This window comes from Lysinibacillus sp. DFXJR4 (assembly GCF_057196045.1).
On record NZ_JBXUNW010000006.1, the window covers coordinates 117,530 to 138,565 of the forward strand.

General features: G+C 36.5%; 21 protein-coding genes. 8 read left to right on the forward strand and 13 right to left on the reverse strand.

Annotated elements, in window-relative coordinates; all coding sequences use genetic code 11:
* Positions 1-9 precede the first annotated feature (9 nt).
* Positions 10-678, reverse strand: a complete 669-nt coding sequence (locus tag AC2CGN_RS14540) for a GntR family transcriptional regulator (RefSeq protein ID WP_484514592.1) — start codon at positions 676-678, stop codon at positions 10-12.
* 134 nt (positions 679-812) lie between these two features.
* Positions 813-1,865: an AI-2E family transporter gene (locus tag AC2CGN_RS14545; protein ID WP_286923538.1), complete on the reverse strand. Its 1,053-nt coding sequence runs from the start codon at positions 1,863-1,865 to the stop codon at positions 813-815.
* Positions 1,866-2,315: 450 nt separating this feature from the next.
* On the opposite strand from AC2CGN_RS14545, the gene AC2CGN_RS14550 reads away from it, so the two are divergent.
* The gene (locus AC2CGN_RS14550; protein WP_429988260.1) at positions 2,316-2,705 is read left to right on the forward strand and encodes a RidA family protein; all 390 of its coding nucleotides are present in this window, start codon (positions 2,316-2,318) and stop codon (positions 2,703-2,705) included.
* A 106-nt stretch (positions 2,706-2,811) separates the two neighbouring features.
* Here the strand turns inward: AC2CGN_RS14550 and AC2CGN_RS14555 are convergent, their stop codons facing one another.
* The 4 genes from AC2CGN_RS14555 to AC2CGN_RS14570 form a co-directional block, all read right to left on the reverse strand.
* The gene (locus AC2CGN_RS14555) at positions 2,812-4,206 is read right to left on the reverse strand and encodes an amino acid permease (RefSeq protein WP_484514595.1); all 1,395 of its coding nucleotides are present in this window, start codon (positions 4,204-4,206) and stop codon (positions 2,812-2,814) included.
* 272 nt (positions 4,207-4,478) lie between these two features.
* The gene (locus AC2CGN_RS14560) at positions 4,479-5,744 is read right to left on the reverse strand and encodes a DUF4179 domain-containing protein (RefSeq protein WP_484514597.1); all 1,266 of its coding nucleotides are present in this window, start codon (positions 5,742-5,744) and stop codon (positions 4,479-4,481) included.
* Complete coding sequence (locus AC2CGN_RS14565) at positions 5,728-6,258, reverse strand: sigma-70 family RNA polymerase sigma factor (RefSeq protein WP_464526150.1); 531 nt, start codon at positions 6,256-6,258, stop codon at positions 5,728-5,730. Before AC2CGN_RS14565 ends, AC2CGN_RS14560 begins: the two co-directional genes overlap by 17 nt.
* Positions 6,259-6,430: 172 nt before the next feature.
* Entirely contained in the window at positions 6,431-7,012 is a 582-nt protein-coding gene (locus tag AC2CGN_RS14570) for a TetR/AcrR family transcriptional regulator (RefSeq protein WP_484514599.1), read from the reverse strand.
* 239 nt (positions 7,013-7,251) lie between these two features.
* On the opposite strand from AC2CGN_RS14570, the gene AC2CGN_RS14575 reads away from it, so the two are divergent.
* The 4 genes from AC2CGN_RS14575 (at position 7,252) to AC2CGN_RS14590 (ending at position 12,149) form a co-directional block, all read left to right on the forward strand.
* Positions 7,252-8,508 carry an MFS transporter gene (locus AC2CGN_RS14575; protein WP_484514601.1) on the forward strand — a complete coding sequence of 419 codons (1,257 nt, stop codon included), beginning with the start codon at positions 7,252-7,254 and terminating at the stop codon, positions 8,506-8,508.
* Between the two features lie 118 nt (positions 8,509-8,626).
* Complete coding sequence (locus AC2CGN_RS14580; RefSeq protein ID WP_484514602.1) at positions 8,627-9,694, forward strand: LLM class flavin-dependent oxidoreductase; 1,068 nt, start codon at positions 8,627-8,629, stop codon at positions 9,692-9,694.
* A gap of 193 nt (positions 9,695-9,887) precedes the next feature.
* The gene (locus AC2CGN_RS14585; protein WP_484514604.1) at positions 9,888-10,823 is read left to right on the forward strand and encodes an alpha/beta hydrolase; all 936 of its coding nucleotides are present in this window, start codon (positions 9,888-9,890) and stop codon (positions 10,821-10,823) included.
* Between the two features lie 363 nt (positions 10,824-11,186).
* On the forward strand, positions 11,187-12,149 hold the full coding sequence (locus tag AC2CGN_RS14590) for a MerR family transcriptional regulator (RefSeq protein WP_484514606.1): 963 nt from the start codon (positions 11,187-11,189) through the stop codon (positions 12,147-12,149).
* Positions 12,150-12,186: 37 nt separating this feature from the next.
* Here the strand turns inward: AC2CGN_RS14590 and AC2CGN_RS14595 are convergent, their stop codons facing one another.
* A complete protein-coding gene (locus AC2CGN_RS14595) occupies positions 12,187-13,620 on the reverse strand; it encodes an alpha/beta hydrolase family protein (RefSeq protein ID WP_484514608.1) in 1,434 nt (477 codons plus the stop codon).
* Between the two features lie 257 nt (positions 13,621-13,877).
* On the opposite strand from AC2CGN_RS14595, the gene AC2CGN_RS14600 reads away from it, so the two are divergent.
* Positions 13,878-14,630, forward strand: a complete 753-nt coding sequence (locus AC2CGN_RS14600; protein ID WP_484514610.1) for an IclR family transcriptional regulator — start codon at positions 13,878-13,880, stop codon at positions 14,628-14,630.
* Positions 14,631-14,749: 119 nt separating this feature from the next.
* Positions 14,750-15,685, forward strand: coding sequence for an aldo/keto reductase (locus AC2CGN_RS14605; protein ID WP_484514612.1), 936 nt, complete (start codon positions 14,750-14,752; stop codon positions 15,683-15,685).
* A gap of 57 nt (positions 15,686-15,742) precedes the next feature.
* Here the strand turns inward: AC2CGN_RS14605 and AC2CGN_RS14610 are convergent, their stop codons facing one another.
* From AC2CGN_RS14610 to AC2CGN_RS14630, 5 genes are all read right to left on the reverse strand, one after another.
* On the reverse strand, positions 15,743-16,351 hold the full coding sequence (locus AC2CGN_RS14610) for a flavin reductase family protein (protein WP_429986309.1): 609 nt from the start codon (positions 16,349-16,351) through the stop codon (positions 15,743-15,745).
* A 15-nt stretch (positions 16,352-16,366) separates the two neighbouring features.
* Positions 16,367-17,305 carry a ring-cleaving dioxygenase gene (locus AC2CGN_RS14615; protein WP_429983386.1) on the reverse strand — a complete coding sequence of 313 codons (939 nt, stop codon included), beginning with the start codon at positions 17,303-17,305 and terminating at the stop codon, positions 16,367-16,369.
* Between the two features lie 76 nt (positions 17,306-17,381).
* Positions 17,382-17,975: an NADPH-dependent FMN reductase gene (locus AC2CGN_RS14620; protein WP_286923523.1), complete on the reverse strand. Its 594-nt coding sequence runs from the start codon at positions 17,973-17,975 to the stop codon at positions 17,382-17,384.
* A gap of 139 nt (positions 17,976-18,114) precedes the next feature.
* The gene (locus tag AC2CGN_RS14625; RefSeq protein WP_429986310.1) at positions 18,115-18,474 is read right to left on the reverse strand and encodes a YunG family protein; all 360 of its coding nucleotides are present in this window, start codon (positions 18,472-18,474) and stop codon (positions 18,115-18,117) included.
* A gap of 120 nt (positions 18,475-18,594) precedes the next feature.
* Complete coding sequence (locus tag AC2CGN_RS14630; RefSeq protein WP_429986311.1) at positions 18,595-19,143, reverse strand: cupin domain-containing protein; 549 nt, start codon at positions 19,141-19,143, stop codon at positions 18,595-18,597.
* Between the two features lie 113 nt (positions 19,144-19,256).
* Between AC2CGN_RS14630 and AC2CGN_RS14635 the strand changes: the two genes are divergently transcribed.
* Positions 19,257-19,553, forward strand: a complete 297-nt coding sequence (locus tag AC2CGN_RS14635; RefSeq protein ID WP_484514615.1) for an SMI1/KNR4 family protein — start codon at positions 19,257-19,259, stop codon at positions 19,551-19,553.
* Positions 19,554-19,752: 199 nt separating this feature from the next.
* Here AC2CGN_RS14635 and AC2CGN_RS14640 read toward each other — a convergent pair whose 3' ends face one another.
* Positions 19,753-20,880: a serine hydrolase gene (locus AC2CGN_RS14640; RefSeq protein WP_484514617.1), complete on the reverse strand. Its 1,128-nt coding sequence runs from the start codon at positions 20,878-20,880 to the stop codon at positions 19,753-19,755.
* Positions 20,881-21,036 lie beyond the last annotated feature (156 nt).

Below are 21,036 nucleotides of genomic sequence, written 5' to 3' on the forward strand. Positions count from 1 at the left end.
TTCTATGAATTAACCAATAAGACAGTTTTGAATTCTAGCAAAACTTAATCTCCAGTTTTGTTCAATTTCATTGAGTACTACAGATAAATCTTTTTGTCTAATAGCTTCGATAATACGTAAATGTTCCTCATGGGAAAAATGAACATCCTCTACTAAATCAAAATAATACAATTCAACACGTTTAAGCTTTTGTCTGACACCAGTAAGTATCCGTTTTAATTCCTTATTTTGAGATATTCCAATAAAAATTTCATGAAATTCATTATCACATTCAACCGCTTCTATTTGATTTCCTTCAGTAATTGCTTTTTTAAGTTTAAGATTAACTGTCTCCATCATTTGTAGATGATCATCTGCTAAATGTTCAAATATCTGTTTCATCGCTAATTGTTCAAGCGTCCAGCTAATAGAATAAAGATGGAATACTTCCGTAGCATCAATAGGAGATACAGTTGTTGAACGATTAGGCTTTGTTTGTACAAATCCTTCATCCTCTAGGCGCAATAATGCTTCTCGAATTGGCGTTCGACTAACTCCTAATTGCTCTGCTAATTCCTTGTCTCTCAATTGTTGATTGGGCCTTAAAGTTCCATCAACAATCCAATCTCTTATAATCGTATATGCCTCCTCACGAACGAACGTCCGTTTGAGCTTTTTCTTAGTATCAAATTGTTCCATCATCAATGCCTCCCAATACTTCTTCTACTGATATGTAATATATCACATATCAGTATTATTTTCTTTATTTTTTAAGGAAGGAAAATAAAAAAGGAATCATTTAGACTCTTTTGATTCCTTTTTGAAAAATAATACTATTCGATTTGTTTATTTTCATGCACTGTCGTAGCCTTTTGTAGTTCATCCTCTGAGGACGTAACTCCCAGAATATCAAGTAGAAACATGAATAATGGAATACCTATAATCAATCCCCATACACCAAGGAAATGCTCCGAGAAGAGAATGACGATGAATGTATAGAAAATAGGAAGATCCGTCTTTGCAGACATCAGCTTTGGATTTAAGAAGTATGCCTCGATAGCATGTAGCACCATCACTATTACCAAGATATAGACAATGTACATTAAACCACCAATACTATAGGCAATAATACTTAGTGGAAGTAAGGAAATAATGACCCCTGCAACTGGTACTAATCCTAATATAAAGAGCATGATTCCCAAGGCAATTAAATGTGGGAAGCCCATAATAGAAAGAGCTATAACTGATAAAACACAGTTCACTGCTGCAATAATAAATTGTGCTTCAATGACTTTACCAAAAGAGCGAATGAAAATTCTTGAAAAATATTTTAGTTCGTCATAAAGAGGACCAATTTTACTTTCTTTGAATTTAGCAGTGAACTCAGTAATTCTCTTTTTCTCCAGCAAAATAAACAAGCTCAAAATCAACGAAATAAAGATGTGTAAAATGATTTTACCAATATTCGTAATATTTTTAAGAGTTATGTCCACACCCTGCTCTAAATATTTACCAAGTTCAATCTTCTCAAAGGTAGGTGCCAAATATCTGGCAATTTCATTATCATCTGGGTCCAAATTAAAGCTAGAGATAAGATCAAAAAGCTGTGTAATCTGTTGGGTAACCACTGGTAAATATTTATAAATTACCGCAACAATTCCTGCCACTAATAACAAATAAAGGGTAACAGTTACTGCTTTTTCATTCATCGGGACATACTTACGAACTCCTGCCGTTGTCTTGGTAGCCAATTGATTCATCAAATAGGTAATAATAAAGGTAAGAAGAATAAGATTAATCATGCTACGCATTAAATAGAGTGCAACAGCGATTCCGACTAGAATAATAAAGCGTTTAAATCCATGGCTCCGAAAGAAATTACTCATGTATTCACTCCTTCTACAAAACGGCTTCGCTGTTTTTATTGCTCCAGTTTCGCTATCAAATGAACATAAGTAATTAATAAATTGATGTAGAACATTACGTATCATTCTTATGTAAATACTCCCCCTTCTTTGGATTATTATTTCCATCATCTCTTGAAATAAGACTTACTTATATCTGCCTTACAAGTGTCTTAGGAGATGAATGTATACATCCAAGGAGCGGAAAAGAATTGCATGCCTTATCAAATTTAAAATGAGAACAATACTTTGTACTTTATTGAGAGCTATATCAGCGTTATAAGCCTTAATTCTATTTATCTATTATAACCTTTTAAATGAGCATATCCAATTTATGTTCCTTTATAATAGTATTAAATAATTTTTAATCTTTAGAATCAGTATGTTATTTTTAACATAATTTTAAACTAAAAAATAGATAGGATGATTTTTATGAAGATTACAAGAAACCCGAAGGAAATTCATCAACCAGTCGCTCCTTATGTACATCAAATTGAAATAACAGGACCTCAGAAGTGGTTAACATTATCTGGACAAATCGGAATGGATAAAGACGGAACGATACCTGAAGATTCAATAGCCCAATTAAAGATTGCATTAGAAAATATCCGAAAAAATCTTGAAAGTGCAAATATGGAAGTTCAGGATTTAACGAAGCTAGTTTTTTATTTGGTTGGGGAGATGAACGCAGAGCAACGAAAGCAAATAATAGGTGATTTTCTTGGACAACATCTTCCATGTACGACTTTAATGTATGTTGTAGCCCTTGCTGCACCTTCCATAAAAGTAGAGGTTGATGCCTGGGCATGTCAGGAAATGTAATCTTATAATATGTAGATTTTCGCAGAAGTGTGCCTTTGATTTGCAATTTATACATTTCTATAGAAAAAGTACCCCTATAGAGAATTCTAAAGGGGTACATATTACATCATTGATTTTTAGTATTTACTTTAGCATGTTTGTATCCATAGGCTATATATATAACCAAGCCTATTGCAAGCCAAATTAAAAAGCGCAGTATCGTGAAGATTGGAAGACTGAAGATTAATGCAAGTGAACCACCAACACCTATTATTCCTACAAGCCAAATTGCTGGTACTTTAAATCCGCGAGGTTGATCTGGTCGCGTGTAACGAAGAACAATTACACTAATTGTTGTTAATGCAAACGCAGTCAAGCCTCCAATGTTAGCAAATTCCGCTAATTCACCGATTGATAAAAATCCTGACAATAGAATACCTGTCAATACGACGATGAAGATTGATAGTACAGGCACACCAGTCTTTTTATTCGTTTGCGCAATACGCTCTGGGAGAAGTCCATCACGGCTCATCGCAAATAGAACGCGTGTGGCACTAGTTGTATTTGCGATCATTGTAGCAAGTAATCCAAAGATAACCGCTACTGCGACGATAGCACCTCCCCATTGAATACCTACAGATTGTAACGCGAATACAGTAGGGTTTGGAACATCTAAATCAGGGAATGGTACAATCCCTGTCAAAATCGCTGCAACAAGGGCATAAATAAGTGTTAATACACTCAGACCACCAATTAAAGCTTTTGGTATTGTTTTTTGTGGATTTTTTACTTCTTCAAGCACTGTTGTTACACCGTCAAAGCCTGTAAAAGCAAAGAATACTAACGCTGCACCAGCCATGACACCTGACCAACCAAATGGCGTAAATGGTGTCCAGTTTACAGGATTAACATGGAAAGTACCTATAACAAGGAACAGGATGATCGCTGCAACCTTTGCGATAGTAAATAGCGTGTTTGAACGGCCCACATTCTTAATTCCGCTTAAGGCAATCCAAGCTACGATAAGCCATCCAATTACGGCTGGTAGATTGACAATCCCGCCATGTGCAATATCTTTTGTAAGGGCTTCGGGTATATGAATACCTACAGATTGTAAAAATGAATCTACGTAACCACTCCACCCAACTGCTACTGTACTAGCAATAACCGTAAATTCTAATAGTAAATCCCACCCTATCATCCATGCGATAATTTCTCCTAACGCAATATAAGAATAGGTGTAAGCGCTTCCGGCGACAGGTGCCATTGCTGCAAATTCTACATACGCTAGTCCTACTGCAATGGTGACAACCCCACCGATTAGGAATGAAACAATAACTCCTGGTCCAGCATGTAGAGCGGCAGTAGTTCCAGGTAAAACAAATATCCCTGCTCCGATTGTGGCTCCTAAAACATATAGCATTAATTGCCATGACCCAAGTTCACGTTTAAGTTTAAAGCGCTCAACTTCGGTTATTTTATTGGCTTGCTCGATTGACTTCGTTCGTAAAAACTTCGCCATAATAACCACCTCATTTTCAAAAAAGAATAATAACTAAAAAATATAAAATTTTCTAATAACTAGTATATTATATATTTTTTAGAATTGAGTCAACAATTAGATTATTAAAAAAATTAATTTTCATTAGATTATAGTAAATTTTTTTCGTTCATATAGAAAAACAACATAAATAACTAAATATTTTTCTTTTTTAACCAAGTACAAGTAAAGATTTAAAAAAAATCTATGAGCCCCCTCAATTAACTGAGAATTCTCATAGATATTTTTTCAAACTATTTTACTGGAATTGTGACTATAGCAGATGGCTCTAGTTCCATATATGGCGTTGTTACAGTATGAACAATTGGTTTCCCTACATTTGCTTGATATGATACCTCATACTTATTTGGTCCAACTGCATGGACATAATTAGTGATAAGGCTTTCTCCTGAATCAGACACAATCTCAAAAAAAGAAGGTGTCAGTGTATCATCAAAAGGAAATTCACTATCGATATAAAAGGAAAGTGTAGCCTCATGTTCCTTTTTTGTTACTCCAGTTATAACATAATCCCCCATCTTGTCCTGTGATATTCGCTGTGGGAATGAGTTTGCTAGTGGGACAATTAAATCCTTACGATTTAAGTTAAACGGGAAGAAATAGTAAGCTATTCTTACCTCAGTAATATCTTGACGTAAGGGCTCTATTAAGTAAGTGTAAGTTGTACTTTTGTTATCGCCACCTCCTGTTTGATCCAATATTTTAAGTGGCGTGCCATGCTGATCCATTATTGTCGCATTTAGTACACCGGACTCTTCAGAAAATAATTTATCCATAGTTGTATCAAATTTCACGTTGATCTTTGTCGTCGTTGTTGAAGTATCCATACTTTCTACAACAAAGGTATTACCTTTCACTTCACCTGTTTGACCAGCAATTACTTTATTGCTATGATTATTTACTTTTTTAATAGGCGTAGAAAATACCCATTCTCCTTTTGTTGAACCCACCTGTAAAAACTTTATGGTTAAATCAAATTTATCAGGTAGTTCTTCAGCGATCGGAAATTCTAATAACCCGCGAAATATATTTTTATCTTCTAAAATTTTTAAACTTTCAGGAACATTTAGTTCTCTTTCGTTGACAGTTAGAATTGCTTGTGAAAGTTCCTTATATTCTGGCATCGAATAAACTACATTTAATCGTGCTCCATCAAACACAATTTCCTCTATCGTAAGAGCTGTACCATTACTAGTAACTGTCTTATTTAAGACTACCTTATTGTCATCAGAAAGCGCTGTTTCTAATCCTTTATCATGTTCTTCTATATTAAACATAAAACCAATAAGCGGCACGTCTGCCAATACACTTGCCATTTTAGGAGAAATAAAACCGGAACCTACAATTAAGGCTATACTTGCCACACTTGAAAGGATCACTCTTTTCCATATTTTCTTGTCTTTTTTCCTTTGTATGCCCATACCTTTTTCAATAGCAAAATCTAGCTTTTCCATGGGGACATCAATGCTCTCTATTACCTCTTTAATATTGTTCTCCATAATTCTCCCCCTCCTTATTAAAATATTTTTTTAGCTGCTGTATGCCTCTATGCACATTTGTCTTCACTGTGCCCTCTGGACAATCTAATAAATCGGCAATATCCTTTGTAGATAAATCACGGTAATACTTCAATAGAATGACAGTTTTATATTTCTCTTCAAGCTGCTCTATAGCTTGTAGTAAATCTAACCTCTCATCATAGCTTGAAACTTGGATTTGCTCCGATTGTTGCTCCAAGATAGGTACTATTTTTTGATTTTTTCGAAGCATTTCGATAGCTGTATTGATTAAGATCCTCATCAACCATGTTGCAAAATAGCGCTCTTCTTTGACTGTATGGATATTGCTATAGGCTCTTGCTATCGTCTCCTGTACAACATCTAAAGCATCATTTTCATTTTTCATATAAATATAGGCCATTTTATATAGCTTCAATTTTTCATTCTGCAAAAGCTCCACAAAAGCTTTGTTATTACCCTTTTTCGCCTTTAGTAATAATGATTTTTCTTGCAACTTTTCCATCCTCCTTTCTTGTTTCTATATGTTAGATGATACAGATTTGTAAATCGTTTCAATAAAATGAGAATTTATAGCATAAGAAATCTCCTTTAGAAAATTTACTCTAAAGGAGGACTTAGGTTTGTAACTATTTAAATTTCGTTTTCTTGATTTATACTCAATCAAATTACTTTAATAAGGTGAGTGTTGCTGCGACTGCATTGTCAACAAAGGAACGTTGTGGTCGAGATTTCATCATAACTGTTATACCAATTAACGCTACAATCAATGCCTGTGCTAAAGACTTTGCATCTGTGTTGGCATCCAGCTCACCAGTTTGTATTCCTCGTTCAATTGTCTCCTGAAAAATAACAGCTAAGTACATTTGATGTTCTCTAGTCAGGACTTCAAATTTCTCATCATGAGGAGCAAGCTCTACCATTGTATTGATACAAAAACAACCTTTACTGAGATCTTCTTCGTATTCCTCGGTAATAATATCTGCAAAAAAGATGGAAAATGCCTCTTTTACAGACGCGTATTTTTGAAGTCTAGATCGTATATCAAATGCACGAGACGTTGTATATCTACGAAGTGCAGCTTCAAACAATTCTCTCTTGTCTCCAAAAGTGGAATAGATACTAGGACGTTGAATACCCATCCTAGAGGTAAGGTCACTTAATGAAGTTGCCTCATATCCCTTCTCCCAAAATAGTTGCATCGCTGCTTCTAAGACTTGACCTTCATCAAATTCACGAGTTCTTGCCATAAGAGCACACCTCTACACTTTAATTTTTAAGGATTATTTTTTATTGTCATTAAATTCATACCAAACAGTATGTAATTATTATATATACAGGTAGTATTCATGTCAAATTTGAATTTAATATTTTTATTCTTATAAATATTTATTGACATTACAAATGAAATTAATATATATTTACCAATAATTATATTGTACCGAACGGTATGTTATAATTACAATCTAATGTGAATGGAGGGAAAAGCATGTGTAAACCACAGACAAATTTAGAACATCCGCCTCTTTGCAACGAAACAAATTCTTCATCATCCACAGCCATATCTAACACGAAGGAACCATCATCTATAACACGAGCTGTTACATTGTTGTTTGCTGCTGCCTGTGGAATATCTGTCGCCAATATTTACTCTGCACAGCCCTTGCTTGATCAATTGTCTGAGGCATTTGGTATTAATCATTCCACTATTGGTATTGTTATTACCATCACACAGATTTTTTACGGATTAGGCTTACTATTGCTGGTACCTCTTGGAGATTTACTGAATCAACGACGATTAATAATTGGTCAAATGCTGTTATCTACAATGGCTCTAGTTATCGTTGGTACTGCCTTCTCAAGCATCGTACTTTTTGCAGGTATGGCTTTGGTGGGGCTACTCGCAGTTGTGACACAGACACTTGTGGCATTTGCAGCAACAATGGCTTCCTCTGCCGAAAGGGGCAAGGTTGTTGGTATTGTAACAAGTGGCATTGTTATTGGCATACTTCTCGCTCGAACATTTGCTGGTATATTAACCGATCTTGCAGGCTGGCGCTCTGTATATCTGGTATCTGCTGTCATTATGCTTTTGATGGCTTGTATGTTTACCAAGGTGTTACCTCATGCTGAACGCGAGGTAAAATCATTGTCCTATATTCGGTTAATTAGGTCAGTGCTTGATTTGTTTATTCAGGAAAGAACATTACGAATCCGCTCCTTTCTAGCCATGCTGATTTTTGCTGACTTTAGCATTTTGTGGACTTCACTGGTACTTCCGCTTAGTACACCTCCGTTCGCTCTATCTCACACCGCGATTGGAGCATTTGGCCTTGTAGGAGTAGCTGGCGCATTGGCAGCAGCGCGTGCAGGGAAATTGGCCGATCAAGGTTATGGACAGCGAACGACAGGTATTTCTTTAGCTCTACTACTGCTTTCATGGTTGTTCATCCGTTATCTTGAACATTCTTTAATTGCGCTAGTCATCGGCATAATTCTTCTTGATTTGGCGGTGCAAGCCGTTCATGTTACAAATCAAGCTATGATTCTTCCACTGCGAGCTGAAGCACGAAGTCGACTTACAGCTGGCTATATGGTGTTCTATTCTATTGGCGGTGCAAGCGGATCAATTGCTTCAACACAAATGTATGCATACTTTGGCTGGGGAGGCGTTTGCTTACTTGGAGCCTCAATTAGTGCCTTCGCCCTTCTTTTTTGGGCAATGACCAGCCAAGATAAAACCTAATGAACACGGAGTATACATCCACTAAATAATTAGTTTCTATATATTTATTGAACCAAGCACTCCATTTCTGCAAGCAACATGGCGAATAAAAAACTAATCTGACAAGGAGAGATAATAAATGGAAATAGGTATTACTTCTTTTGTAGAAACAAAACCAGATGTTCACAGTGGGGTCGTGATAAGTCACGCACAACGATTGCGTGAAGTTGTTGAGGAAATAATTTTAGCTGATCAAGTAGGACTAGATGTTTTTGGCGTCGGCGAGCACCATAGGGTAGATTACGCTGCTTCGTCCCCAGCAATGGTTCTATCAGCCGCGGCACCTCAAACGAAAAAAATAAGACTAACTAGTGCAGTGACAGTGCTCTCTTCAGCAGATCCTGTAAGAGTTTTTCAGGATTTCTCTACACTCGACGGTATTTCAAATGGTCGCGCGGAGATTATGGCAGGACGAGGTTCTTTTATCGAATCCTTTCCCTTATTTGGCTATAACTTAAAGGATTATGATGAGCTGTTTGAAGAACATTTAGCATTGTTGCTCAAAATACGTGAATCAGAAAAAGTCACATGGGAGGGTGGACATCGACCAGCGATTAATGATTTAGGAGTTTATCCTAGACCTGTTCAAAACCCTTTGCCAGTATGGATTGGCAGCGGTGGCAATCAAGAATCCGCCGTCCGAGCAGGTCTTCTGGGATTACCTCTTATGCTCGCTATTATTGGAGGTAGTCCAATGCAATTTGCTCCCATTGTACAGTTGTATAAAAAAGCCGCTGCTCATGCAGGTCATGATCTATCAAAACTTCAGGTAGGATCCCATTCAATAGGTTTTGTCGGAGAAAACACAGAAAGGGCAGCAGATACATTTTTCCCATCGACTCAGGCAGGCATGAACAAATTAGGGAAAGAACGAGGCTGGGCTTATTATGATCGGTCTAGCTTTGATGCTGCACGCAGTTTTGAGGGAGCCTTATATGTTGGTGATCCAGATACAGTGGCTAATAAAATTATTCATCTTCGTAAGCATGTTGGAATTACACGTTTTATGTTGTATGTGCCTTTAAGCACGATGCCACATGAACAGGTGATGCGTGCCATAGAGTTACTTGGAACAGAAGTTGCTCCTCGTGTACGTAAGGAAGTTGCCAAATGGGAAGAGGAGCAGAATTCACATTCACTCCTTTAATACTATTAATTTCGCCTTGGCGTAATTGTAGCTGTCGCTGCCGCCGCTTTGCTTTCACACATAAAACATCTGTCGCTGCCGCTTTGCTTTCACACATAAAACATCTGCCGCTACGCTTTCGAGCAAAAAACATTTGCTGAATGAAGATAAAAAGAATCCTATTTTATATTAGTATTTCATTGGAGGAATATAATTGAAAATCGACAGCCGTGTATTACCAGAATTACAGGAGAGTTTCTCTCAATTTCCGGGATTTCAATTGGACAATCTAGAATTTAGTAGGGGTCTCTTGTCAAATCCACCTTTAGAGACATCAAAATATGTAAAAATCACCCATCGAATGATTTCAAATGCTGTTGGCGAAATGTTAGTAAAAATTTACGAACCGATTGGGCGAAACCATGATAAACTTCCAGCCATGTTATGGATACATGGGGGTGGATATATAATGGGACACCCTAATATGGATGATGTTTTGTGTGAGCGCTTTGTTCAGGCAGCAAATTGTATTGTAGTGTCTGTCGATTACAGACTCTCACCTGAGCATCCTTATCCAGCGGCTATTGAAGATTGTTATACCTGCCTAGTGTGGATGACAAATGAGGCAAAAATGCTTGGTATTGATGTTAATCGAGTAGCTATTGCAGGGGTAAGTGGTGGTGGTGGACTAACAGCTGCCCTTGCACTTATGGCACGAGATAAAGGCGGTCCATCTATTATATTTCAGATGCCTCTATATCCGATGCTTGATAACCGCAATACCACACCTTCAAGCTATGAGATTACAGAAAACCATGCAACATGGAACAGAACAAATAACATAACAGCTTGGAATATGTACTTGGGTGAGAAAAAGGAAGACAATGAGCTTTCTCCTTACGCTGTACCTTCGAGAGCAGACAATTTAGTGGGACTTCCTCCTATGTATACGTGTGTGGGGCAACTTGATTTATTTCGGGATGAAACCATTCACTATGTAACACAGCTTGCTCAAGCAGGTGTAGACGTTGAATTCCATCTCTATCCTGGCTGCTTCCATTGCTTTGAAGTCTTTGTACCTGAAGCCGAGGTAAGTCAGCGTGCAAGTCAGAACTATTTAGATGCAATGGCTCGCGCTCTTCACCCTTAATCTACCTTACTGAGAATGTGAACTAGCCTTTAAGGAGCTCAGTTGCAATCATAATTGACAGAAGCAGAATTTTCTAAATGAAAGTTGTTGCTCTTGGAATGTTTGAATATGGAAAAATTTAAAATGCGAAAATGCTTTGACGATATTTTCGCATTTTATAATTATAACAATTTAGTTATGGTGACTTTGTTAATAAAAACTTCACAGCTATGCAAGTCCAATTCCTCAATTTATGGCTTTCAATGTTTTAAGGATTCATTTATGGCAAGTTTATCGTAAAATAAAATAATGACTTTTTTTATCATCAAATGAACTATGATGTTAAAATTACTATAAAGTGATCCAATCAGGGGGTGTAATCATTTGGAAGAAAAATATACTATAGGTGAAACAGCTAAAATAATAGGTTCTACTATAAAAACAGTCCGTTACTATGACGAAATTGGATTGCTGAAGCCTACAAGTTATACTGAGGGTGGACATCGATTGTACACGAATGAAGATATATGGCATCTTGAAATGATTACAAACCTGCGTTATCTGGATTTCGGAATTGATGAAATAAGCAAAATATTATCTGAAGAAATTCCAGTTGATAAAGCACTTGATTGGCAGATTGAATCTTTGGAAACACAGGCTACTACGCTTATGGATATGATATCGATTCTTCGTCAAGCAAAGGAACATGACGGGGATTCATTGCAGTATCTTCATAACTTAGTAAACGCACGAACAATAAATTCCGAACATAAAAAACAATTTATCGATAAAAAAGTGAAGGAATCCCAATTATTAATTGGCATTCCAAAAGAGTGGAGGGATTCATTTTTTCATTATTTTAACAAATATATTATTAATCAAGTGAAAAGCTCTGCCAAACAAACCGCTGCTTGGCATGAGTTGCAGGAGCTCATAAATGATCCGCAGTTTATAAAAGACCTGAAAAATACCGAATTTCTGTACATGAATATTGTTCATCAGTCAAAATATAATGCTACAACATTGGTCAGAAAGCTTGAGAACATCCATGATCGATTGAATAAGGCGTTGAAACAAAAATTGCCTGCAAGCAGTCCGGTTGTACAGGCCATTGTCGATGATACTGCTAGGCTGTATGCGAACTCACAGCAATTGGACAATAAAGAAGATTACTTCCATTACTTTGTAAAATATATTCAAAGAACCAAAACTAAACGACTCGAACGATGCGAAACGTTATGTGCTATTCTAAGCCCACAATACTACCAACTCTCAAAAGCTAATCAATTACTATTTCAAGGAATAGAATGGCGACTTGAGCATACGGAAAATTCAGGACGAGAATAATTGAGGGCTAAACACCCTCAACTATACGCCTTAGCAGTCAACCTTTCTGCAACGTAAACTCTGGATAATCCCCAATATTTTGCTCTAATAGTTTAAATGGCTGCTGCTTTAAATAATGATTAAAGAAATCCAATGAATAGTCGTTAATTAGACGGTAAGCCTTTTGGATGTCGACCCCTTCCATTCGTTCATAAAGCGGTGAAAATAGGTATAAATCGGAGAAGCCCATATGCTTCATATCTTTAATTTTCATCCAATAGTTTCCCCCCACAGTTACATACTCGTACCGTGGCAAAGTTTCCTTTACAAACTCGATGAGCTCCTTACCATCCGTTTCCTTCGCCTCTCTGATTGTGTCATCGGCACTCATCATCATAAACGGCTTCTTCAGCCCATCCACAGGAACTCGGAGTTTTCCATATAAAACACCGTCCATATTAAGAGCTGCTTTTATTCTTGAATCTGTCATTAGCATTTGGGTGCTTGTTGCTCCACCAAAGGAATGACCAAACATCCCTACATTCTCCATATCCATTCGACCTGTAAAACGGTTTTCAGGATCATTCTGGGCCAGCTGCTCCACTTGATCCAGCACAAATTTAGCATCTTCTACCCAACCTTCATTTGCTTTATCTAAATATGCAATTGATTCAGTTTTTTGCGGCACGTAATTTGCTACACGACCATCAGAAAAAACGGAAGTCGTGCTACTGTAAGTATGATCCATACCTACCACGATATAGCCTTGACTGACTAATTGCTCAATTTGAAAAGTGTTCTGATTTTTATGTCCACTAAAACCATGCGAGAATAGGAGCACTGGATAGGTAGATTCCTGATTAGAAATCTCAACGTTCTCAATAGCATGCGTTTTGACATAACCGAAATTTGTAAATAAAAACTTTGGTAAATGTAGAATTTTACTATACCCCTCTGCAAAAACAGCTGAATCAGAAATATAAGGAGCCATATTACCTTTAGCATTCGAATCAGCAGGATACCAAATTTGTACCATTAACTCACGCTTGTCGCCAGGTTCTGGTGTGAGAGTCTCTTCTCTCTGAGTATCCTTCCAATCATAGGTGATCGTTCCAATTTTGTACGGACCCGCTGGCTTTTCAAAGGTAAATACCGGAAGAGCGATAGGCAGACTAACTGATATGGCAGAATAAAGTACAGCTAATGTTGAATTCAGAACAACGCGTAATCGGCGCATACTTGATTGTTGTTCTTTTTGAATTTTTGGGTTAAAAAAGTACCTTATCACAACAACAACGAGGAAAAATAATGTCATCAAATAAGTCGGCATCATTTGCCACCGCATTCCTTCGATGATCCCATGGACAAGTAGAAATAGCATAGACATACCACCAGCTATCAGCATTCCTCGCTGTGACTTATTTCTACCAAAAACTAACCAACCTAGTAAAACAATATTAAAGATGACATAAAACCATTCAATAGACCTCATTATAAAAACCTCCTTGTTTTTTTGATCTTGCTGATTCAAATCAAAGTGTATTACCTCCAGTAAGAGGAGAATCAAGCACTTCATACAAAAAACACTGACATTTTTTATAATTGTCCACCATTTTACAAATTTGAGGTTGCTTATTATTAAAATAAAAAATGAGAAGTTATAAAAAATTGTCTTTATAATATCAATAAAGAACTATGAATATTTCACAGGTACAGGTTAAGTTATTTTAGAAGTTAGGAGAGGACATAATGGATTCCTATGAAGTATCGACATTAAAAAGGGGCCTTTTGATTTTAGATATATTACGTCAAAAGCATTCTCTTACATTAACTGAAATTATGGAAGAATTATCAATGAATAAGACATCCGTTTTTCGCATGCTTTATACGCTAGAAAAAATGAATTATGTAATTAAATATAATAAATATTATCAATTAAATCCGCATATCTTTAGGGATGAGCACTTATATTGGCACAAAGATATCCAATGGACGTCTCTCGCGGCGCCATATAAATTAGCCCGCCAAGAAGAAATAACTACTTATATTGGTATTTTAGAAAATTGTGAGATGGTAATAAAAAATGTAATTAGAGAGCCTTTTGAACAGCCTGCTTTTCATGCCATCGATAGTCGGACGCCTATGCATTCAAGCGCGCTAGGAAAAGTAGTGTTAGCTCATCTGTCACCTACCAAACAACGTGAACTATTAAATAGCATTGAACTCAATACCTTTACAGCAAAAACCTTTTATGATTATGGTCTATTGATTCCTCATTTACAGGTCATTAAAGCTCAAGGATATGCTGTTGATAATGAAGAAACGAATGAAGGTAAATGTTGTATTGCCGTTCCGATTTATGTGGATGGGGAAGTAATCGGTGCCATTGCTTTGCATGGTTCGACGAATCAAATAAAAAAAACTGCCATTCGGTCATTTGTCAAAAAGTTAGAAGAGGCAAGTCAGCAATTGACAGAAGAAATTCATTATCTTTTAGCATAATGGGAAGGCCCTTGGCAATTAAAATGCAATTGTTTCTATATATGAAACTATAACGATGTATGTTGGTAAAACATCCTTTTTACTCTATTCTGATTACAGAATAACGAGGAGGTAGGAATATGAAATTTCATACTTTTAAAAAAACAACTATCAAGATTTCCGAAATTGGTCTTGGGACGAATGCTGTAGGTGGACATAATTTATTTGAAAACTTAAATGAACAAGATGGGAAGGAGCTAGTCTTAGCTGCACTTGACTTAGGGATAACTTTTTTTGATACAGCAGACATTTATGGAAAAGGGCGTTCAGAAGAACTTGTTGGCGAAGTATTAAAAAATTACCCAAGGGAAGATTTCGCTTTAGCAACAAAGGGAGGTAGACATTGGTTTGAGGACGGTTCAGTAAGAACAGATAATCATCCGCAATATCTACGTGGTGCACTCGAAAATAGCTTGAAACGGCTACAAATGGATTATGTAGATCTTTACTATCTACACTTCCCGGATAACGAAACTCCTCTTGCGGAGTCAATTGGTGAATTATCACGTTTAAAGGAAGAAGGAAAGATCCGAGCAATAGGCATTTCAAATGTAACATTAGAACAGCTTATAGAGGCAAATGTGCATAATGATATTTCTGTCCTACAATCTCCTTACAATATGTTAAATCGTTCAGGAGAACAGGATTTATTGCCATACTGTATAAAAAATGAAATTTCATTTATTCCATACGGTCCACTTGCATATGGTCTACTTGGTGGCAAGTATACAAAAGACTTTAAGCTAGGTACTGGCGACTGGCGAATTTCGGATCCCTTATTCCAAGGCGAATTATTTGAACAAACATTAGTAAAAGTAGAAGCGTTAAAGGGAATTGCAGAGGAAAAGCACACGACATTGCCAAATCTAGCGCTTGCTTGGTTATTAGCTCAAGATGGCGTTGATGCCGTTATTCCAGGTGGGAAACATAAAAAACAAGTGGCTAACAATGTGAAAGCAACTGATATCCTTTTAACAAACGAAGATTTAGTAAATATAGAGAGAATTTTAATATAAGTTTGAAACCAAAAAAATGCGAAAATGCTGTTAAATCAACATTTTCGCCTTTTATTTTTAATCAGGACGTTCTAACGCAAATATATCACCAATTTTTGCGTAATTTGAGCCAGCTAGTCTGCTAATTGCTTTTAGTTTTCTTGGATCAATTCGCCCTTCATTATAAATGGTTTCATCTATATGATATTGGACGACTTCACCAATAAATAAATCGCCTGTCTGCTCCTCACCATTCATCAATGGAATTGTTTGCACTAAACGACATTCCATACGCACTTTGGCCTCTTGAATTCCTGGAACTGCAATTTGTTGACTCTCTATTCGTGTAAATTGCGCTCTATCAATTTCGCTTTCTGTAACAGGTAAGGAAGCCGCTGTTTCATTCACCTGCTCCACATTATCCTCATCAACAATATGCACAACAAATTGCTGCTGATAATGAATATGTCTTGCTGTATCTTTTAAATGTCCATTTGGTCTCTGAATCGCTAAAGAAATCATTGGCGGATTTGATGACACAATATTAAAATAACTAAATGGTGCACCATTGATAACATCTTGCTCTGATTTTGTTGTCACAAAAGCAATCGGTCTTGGAATGATACTACCAATCAAAAGTTTATAGTTTTCACGCTCTGTATTCTTCTTAGGATCAATCGAAATCAAACGACTCACCCTTTCTTAATCAAGCTCACGCACTTTAATTGGGATTAATGTTCCTTCTAATTTTTCTCGATGCTGCTCGTACTGAGGTGGTAACATTAATTGGCTTCCCATTGTCTCAGGTGTTTCATCATGAGCGAATCCAGGAGGATCCGTCGCAATTTCAAATAAAATTTCGCCAGGTTCACGGAAATAAATCGCATTAAAATAATTACGATCTTTTACTTCCGTTACATGTTGTCCATGATTCATAACATACTCTTGCCACTCTAAATGATCCGTATTATCTTGAGCTCTCCACGCAATATGGTGAACTGTTCCTACACCCATTTGACCACGCTGACCTGCAACTGTTTTTAAATCCACTGTATTGCCTATCTCTGCACTAGATTTAAAACGAGTATAGTCACCTTCTGTGGCTGCTTTTTCAAGACCCATTACTTCTGTTAAAACTTTTGCAGTTTCTACAGGGTGGCTTGAGTATAGAGTAGCTCCACCAAACCCTTTAATGGCAACTTCAGGTTTTACTTCACCAAATGACCATTCATTTAATTCACCATCAGCACGTGCAACGAGTTCAATATGCAGACCATGCGGATCATCGAATTGAATGACTTGCTCACCAAAACGTTCAGCTTTTTGGAAAGGAATCGAGAATTTCGCTAGGCGATTAACCCAAAACGGTAGTGCCCCTTCAGGTACAACATACGTTGTGATACCGACCTGACCGTCACCAATGCGTCCTTGATAAGCATTAGCCCAAGGGAAGAATGTAATGATTGTTCCCGGTTTCCCACCTTTGTCACCGAAATATAAATGATATGTGCCTGGATCATCAAAGTTTACTGTTTGCTTTACTAAACGTAAGCCTAACACTCCTGCATAAAAATCAATATTTTCTTGCGGATGTCCTACGATCGCTGTGATATGGTGAATACCTGCTGTATGCTTTTTCATGTTAACAAGCCCCTTCATGACTAATTTTTCTTACCTATACTGTGTCCAATTACAGCCTCCCTCAAACTATATAAGCTTAGCGAATTGTATATAGTGCTTTTGACCACGGGATTAATTGATCTAACATTTGGTTTACTGAATCTGTTTGTACTTCTTTTGGTTTAAAGTCTGTTCCATTTTCAAAATCTGTGAATAATGATAGTGCTGGGTGAACACGCACATCTGCGATTAAAAGCTCGCCCATAATACCACGTAAATGTTCTGCCGCACGAGCACCGCCAACAGAACCATAAGATACGATTCCAGCTGCTTTGTTATTCCACTCTACACGTAAATAATCTAGTGCATTTTTTAATGCCCCTGTAATAGAGTGATTGTATTCTTGTACGATGAATACAAAACCATCTTGTTTAGCAATAATTTCTGACCAACCTTGTGCTCCTGAAGCATCTTGTCCTGGTTCGCCTAATAAAGGTAATTTATAATCCGCTATATCAATTATTGTATAATTTGCGTCACCTCGTTGATCTGCGATTTCCTTTACCCATTGTGCTACTTGAGGGCTTACTCGACCCTCACGAGTTGATCCAATAATAATACCGATATTTAATTCTGCCATTGTTTGTTCCTCCTCTTTTTTTGAACTAAATAATTTATTCAAAAAACCCATAATTGTACCTCCTTGCGAGAACTAAAGGTTTGAATTCATTTATCTTGAATTTATTTATCTTGAATTCGAGATAATAATAACACGATAATTTATTAAGCGTCAACACCTTTCTTTTTAAAATTTTAAAAGGCAGAGAAATTTAGCTCTCTGCCTTACTTAAAATCCTATTCACTTGTGATTTTAAATAGCTATATTGGTCATCATTCGTATCTTGAAAAGCCTCTGCTCTATTTGAATCAATGTCTTGATAGTCGATTAAATATGAAAACTGTTCCTTCGTAAAATCCATTCTTTCACCATTAATTACATTATAAAAGTGCCAGCCTTCATCAAGCCAAGTTTTAAAAATTTCGCCTTCAAGAAAATCATTCACTACTAATGTGGTGACTCCACATTGTCCTCTTGCTGGATTATCTTTACTCCATTTTGAGCTTGATTGATGTGACCATGATTTTTTATAGCTATTAATAATTCTTTTTTTGTATACATTCCTCAACAACCTTTTCCAACCATTTTTAGCGAGGAATTCATTATTTTCCACACAAAAAAAATCTTATTAATACTTGAATAACAAGCATGTTTTGATGGAGATTTATCAAAACATGCTGGCCCTTACCTATTATCCACCATGTCTATAGCCTTCTTCTGAGCCCATTGCATCTGATTTTGTTACATGTACAGTACCAAACGGATGATTTGGAGGTGCATAAATTGTGAAAAGCTTTAACGGCTTATTTCCTATATTTATGACATTATGCCATGTTCCCGCTGGAACCATTATGGCAGAGTCTTCACTCACATTTCTTTGAAAGTTTAAATAGTCCTTAGTTGGACCCATTTGAGCTATGCCTTGCCCTTCTTCAATACAGATAAATTGATCCACATGAGGATGCATCTCTAAGCCAATGTCATCCCCAACGTTAATGCTCATAACGGTTACTTGTAAATGCTTCCCTGTCCACAATGCTGTACGATAGTTTTTATTTTGCTTTGAAGCCTCTTCTATATCAACAACAAAGGGTTTCTGTCCAAAATCCTTCTGGACATTTCTCCAATCATCGGAATAATCACTTCGCCCCCCTTGTTCCATTTGATTGGGATAGGCCCAATAAGCGGGGTGGTAATTATAATGATACATTTGATAATTTCCATAATAAGGATGATACATTGCCTCAATCCCCTTTCACATTATAAAATTATCCTATGCAAGTAGGGAAAGGAATGTACATTCATGAAAGTACTTAACAGTCGAGCTTATAAAAATTAAAGAGGTGGAATTACATGTATAATCGTTTAATGGAAAAATTAGAGCAAACTACAGCTATAAAATGGTTTTCAGGACGAGGGGTTGAAGAGAATTGGATTAAAGAAGCAGAGGAGGAACTTGGATTTACCTTACCGCCCTCCTATTGCTGTTGGCTGAGAAATTATGGTAATGCATTTCTTGATGGTAGCTATATGCTAACGTTAACTTCACCAGAGTTTCGAGATATTTCTGATAATGATCTTCTCTATATTCATCGTCTCAATGTGGCGGATGAGGATTGGTGTAAACAGCATCCTCATAGGCTCGGATGAGCTGTACTATTTTGATACCTCATCAAAAGATTCAGATGGTGAATTTAAGATTATGTGCTATGACCTAATGAATGGAATTATATATGAATATGCCCCTACTTTTGCAGATTTTCTTGAAAAATTAATCGGTGAACGTATCTGAGATGACAACATTAAAAGTTGCCTAAATTCGTCTAGCTATCGAGGCAACTTCAAGTTATTATGGGGACAATTCCTTTTGTACATGTAATCGAAATTTCTCATCTGTTAAAAACTTCAATTGAAAGCTATTCATGTTTTTAGATAGCTTTGTCTGTTCTATCCTATTAAGATTATTGGCAAAAAAGGCGATTTCCGTTTGATTACCATCCTTATCCTCTGTATACGCTGCTAATGTCAATACAAAGGCAGTAGAACCTCCCTTTTGACCCCCATGTAAAAGCCATTTTTGATTTTTGGGTTTTTGCATTAATTGTTCCATTACAGGATCTAGATATTTATGTACATCTTCATTAAAGAAATTTTTATGATTTAGCTTCTCTAAAATTGTTATATAATCTGCTGTTGTTGCCCTTATTAAACGATCAGACCAGACCTTTTGAAAATCCATATCAAGGGTTTGAAGAGATTTTTTCTTTTCCTCATTACTTAGGGGCTTTTTTAACCAAGCTTCATGAATAGACAATGCCCTTTCCCTATATTCTGTCATATCCATAGCCTTCATAGCTGTTAAGGTTTCCTTTTTTGTTAGACCCTTTTCTTTCATGAATTGAGTAGGTATGTACAATGAACTTACTATTGGATACAACGGTTCATGATCCATTAAATTTAATTGCTCTAATACCTTATTAATATTTTCTAGCCCTAATAGCTCCATTAAAAATTCTGTATTTGCATTCGAACTATAGGCTATCATACCATTGGCTACTTCATTCAAGGATACAAAATTATTCTCTATTTTGTTATCTTGCTTTAATTGCTTTAGCCATGCTTCATGTGCCCCACCATCTGTTTTGGGGATATAAAAAGTTTGTAGATCCTCTAAACTTACTAGTTGTTGAGAATTTATACGCCCCTCCGCTGCCTGTTGTGCATATTCTATCGCTACTATAATTTTAACTGTACTCGCTAACGGAAGGGGCTTCTTTGTATTCATCTCTACCCAATTTTGTTGATTGTAATGAATCGCTAAGGATACTTGTTCATTATCTTTATTTTCCTTTAGGAATTGTAGGACATAGTCGGGGTTATCCTTATTGAGGTCTTTCTGAAATATCCAAAATACTATGCCTATTGCTATTCCAATACAAGCAAATAGACCTCCAATAATCCAAAAAACTGTTTTCAAAATTACTACCTCCATGATTAACAGCAAAGTGAAACTCTACTATCTTGTGGTGATTAATCATATTATACCCGAAATTATCATAATTATGGTAATTTTACTAAACTTACATAAAGGAAGGCTAGCTCATTTTTAACCAGCCTTTACTAATTAATACTG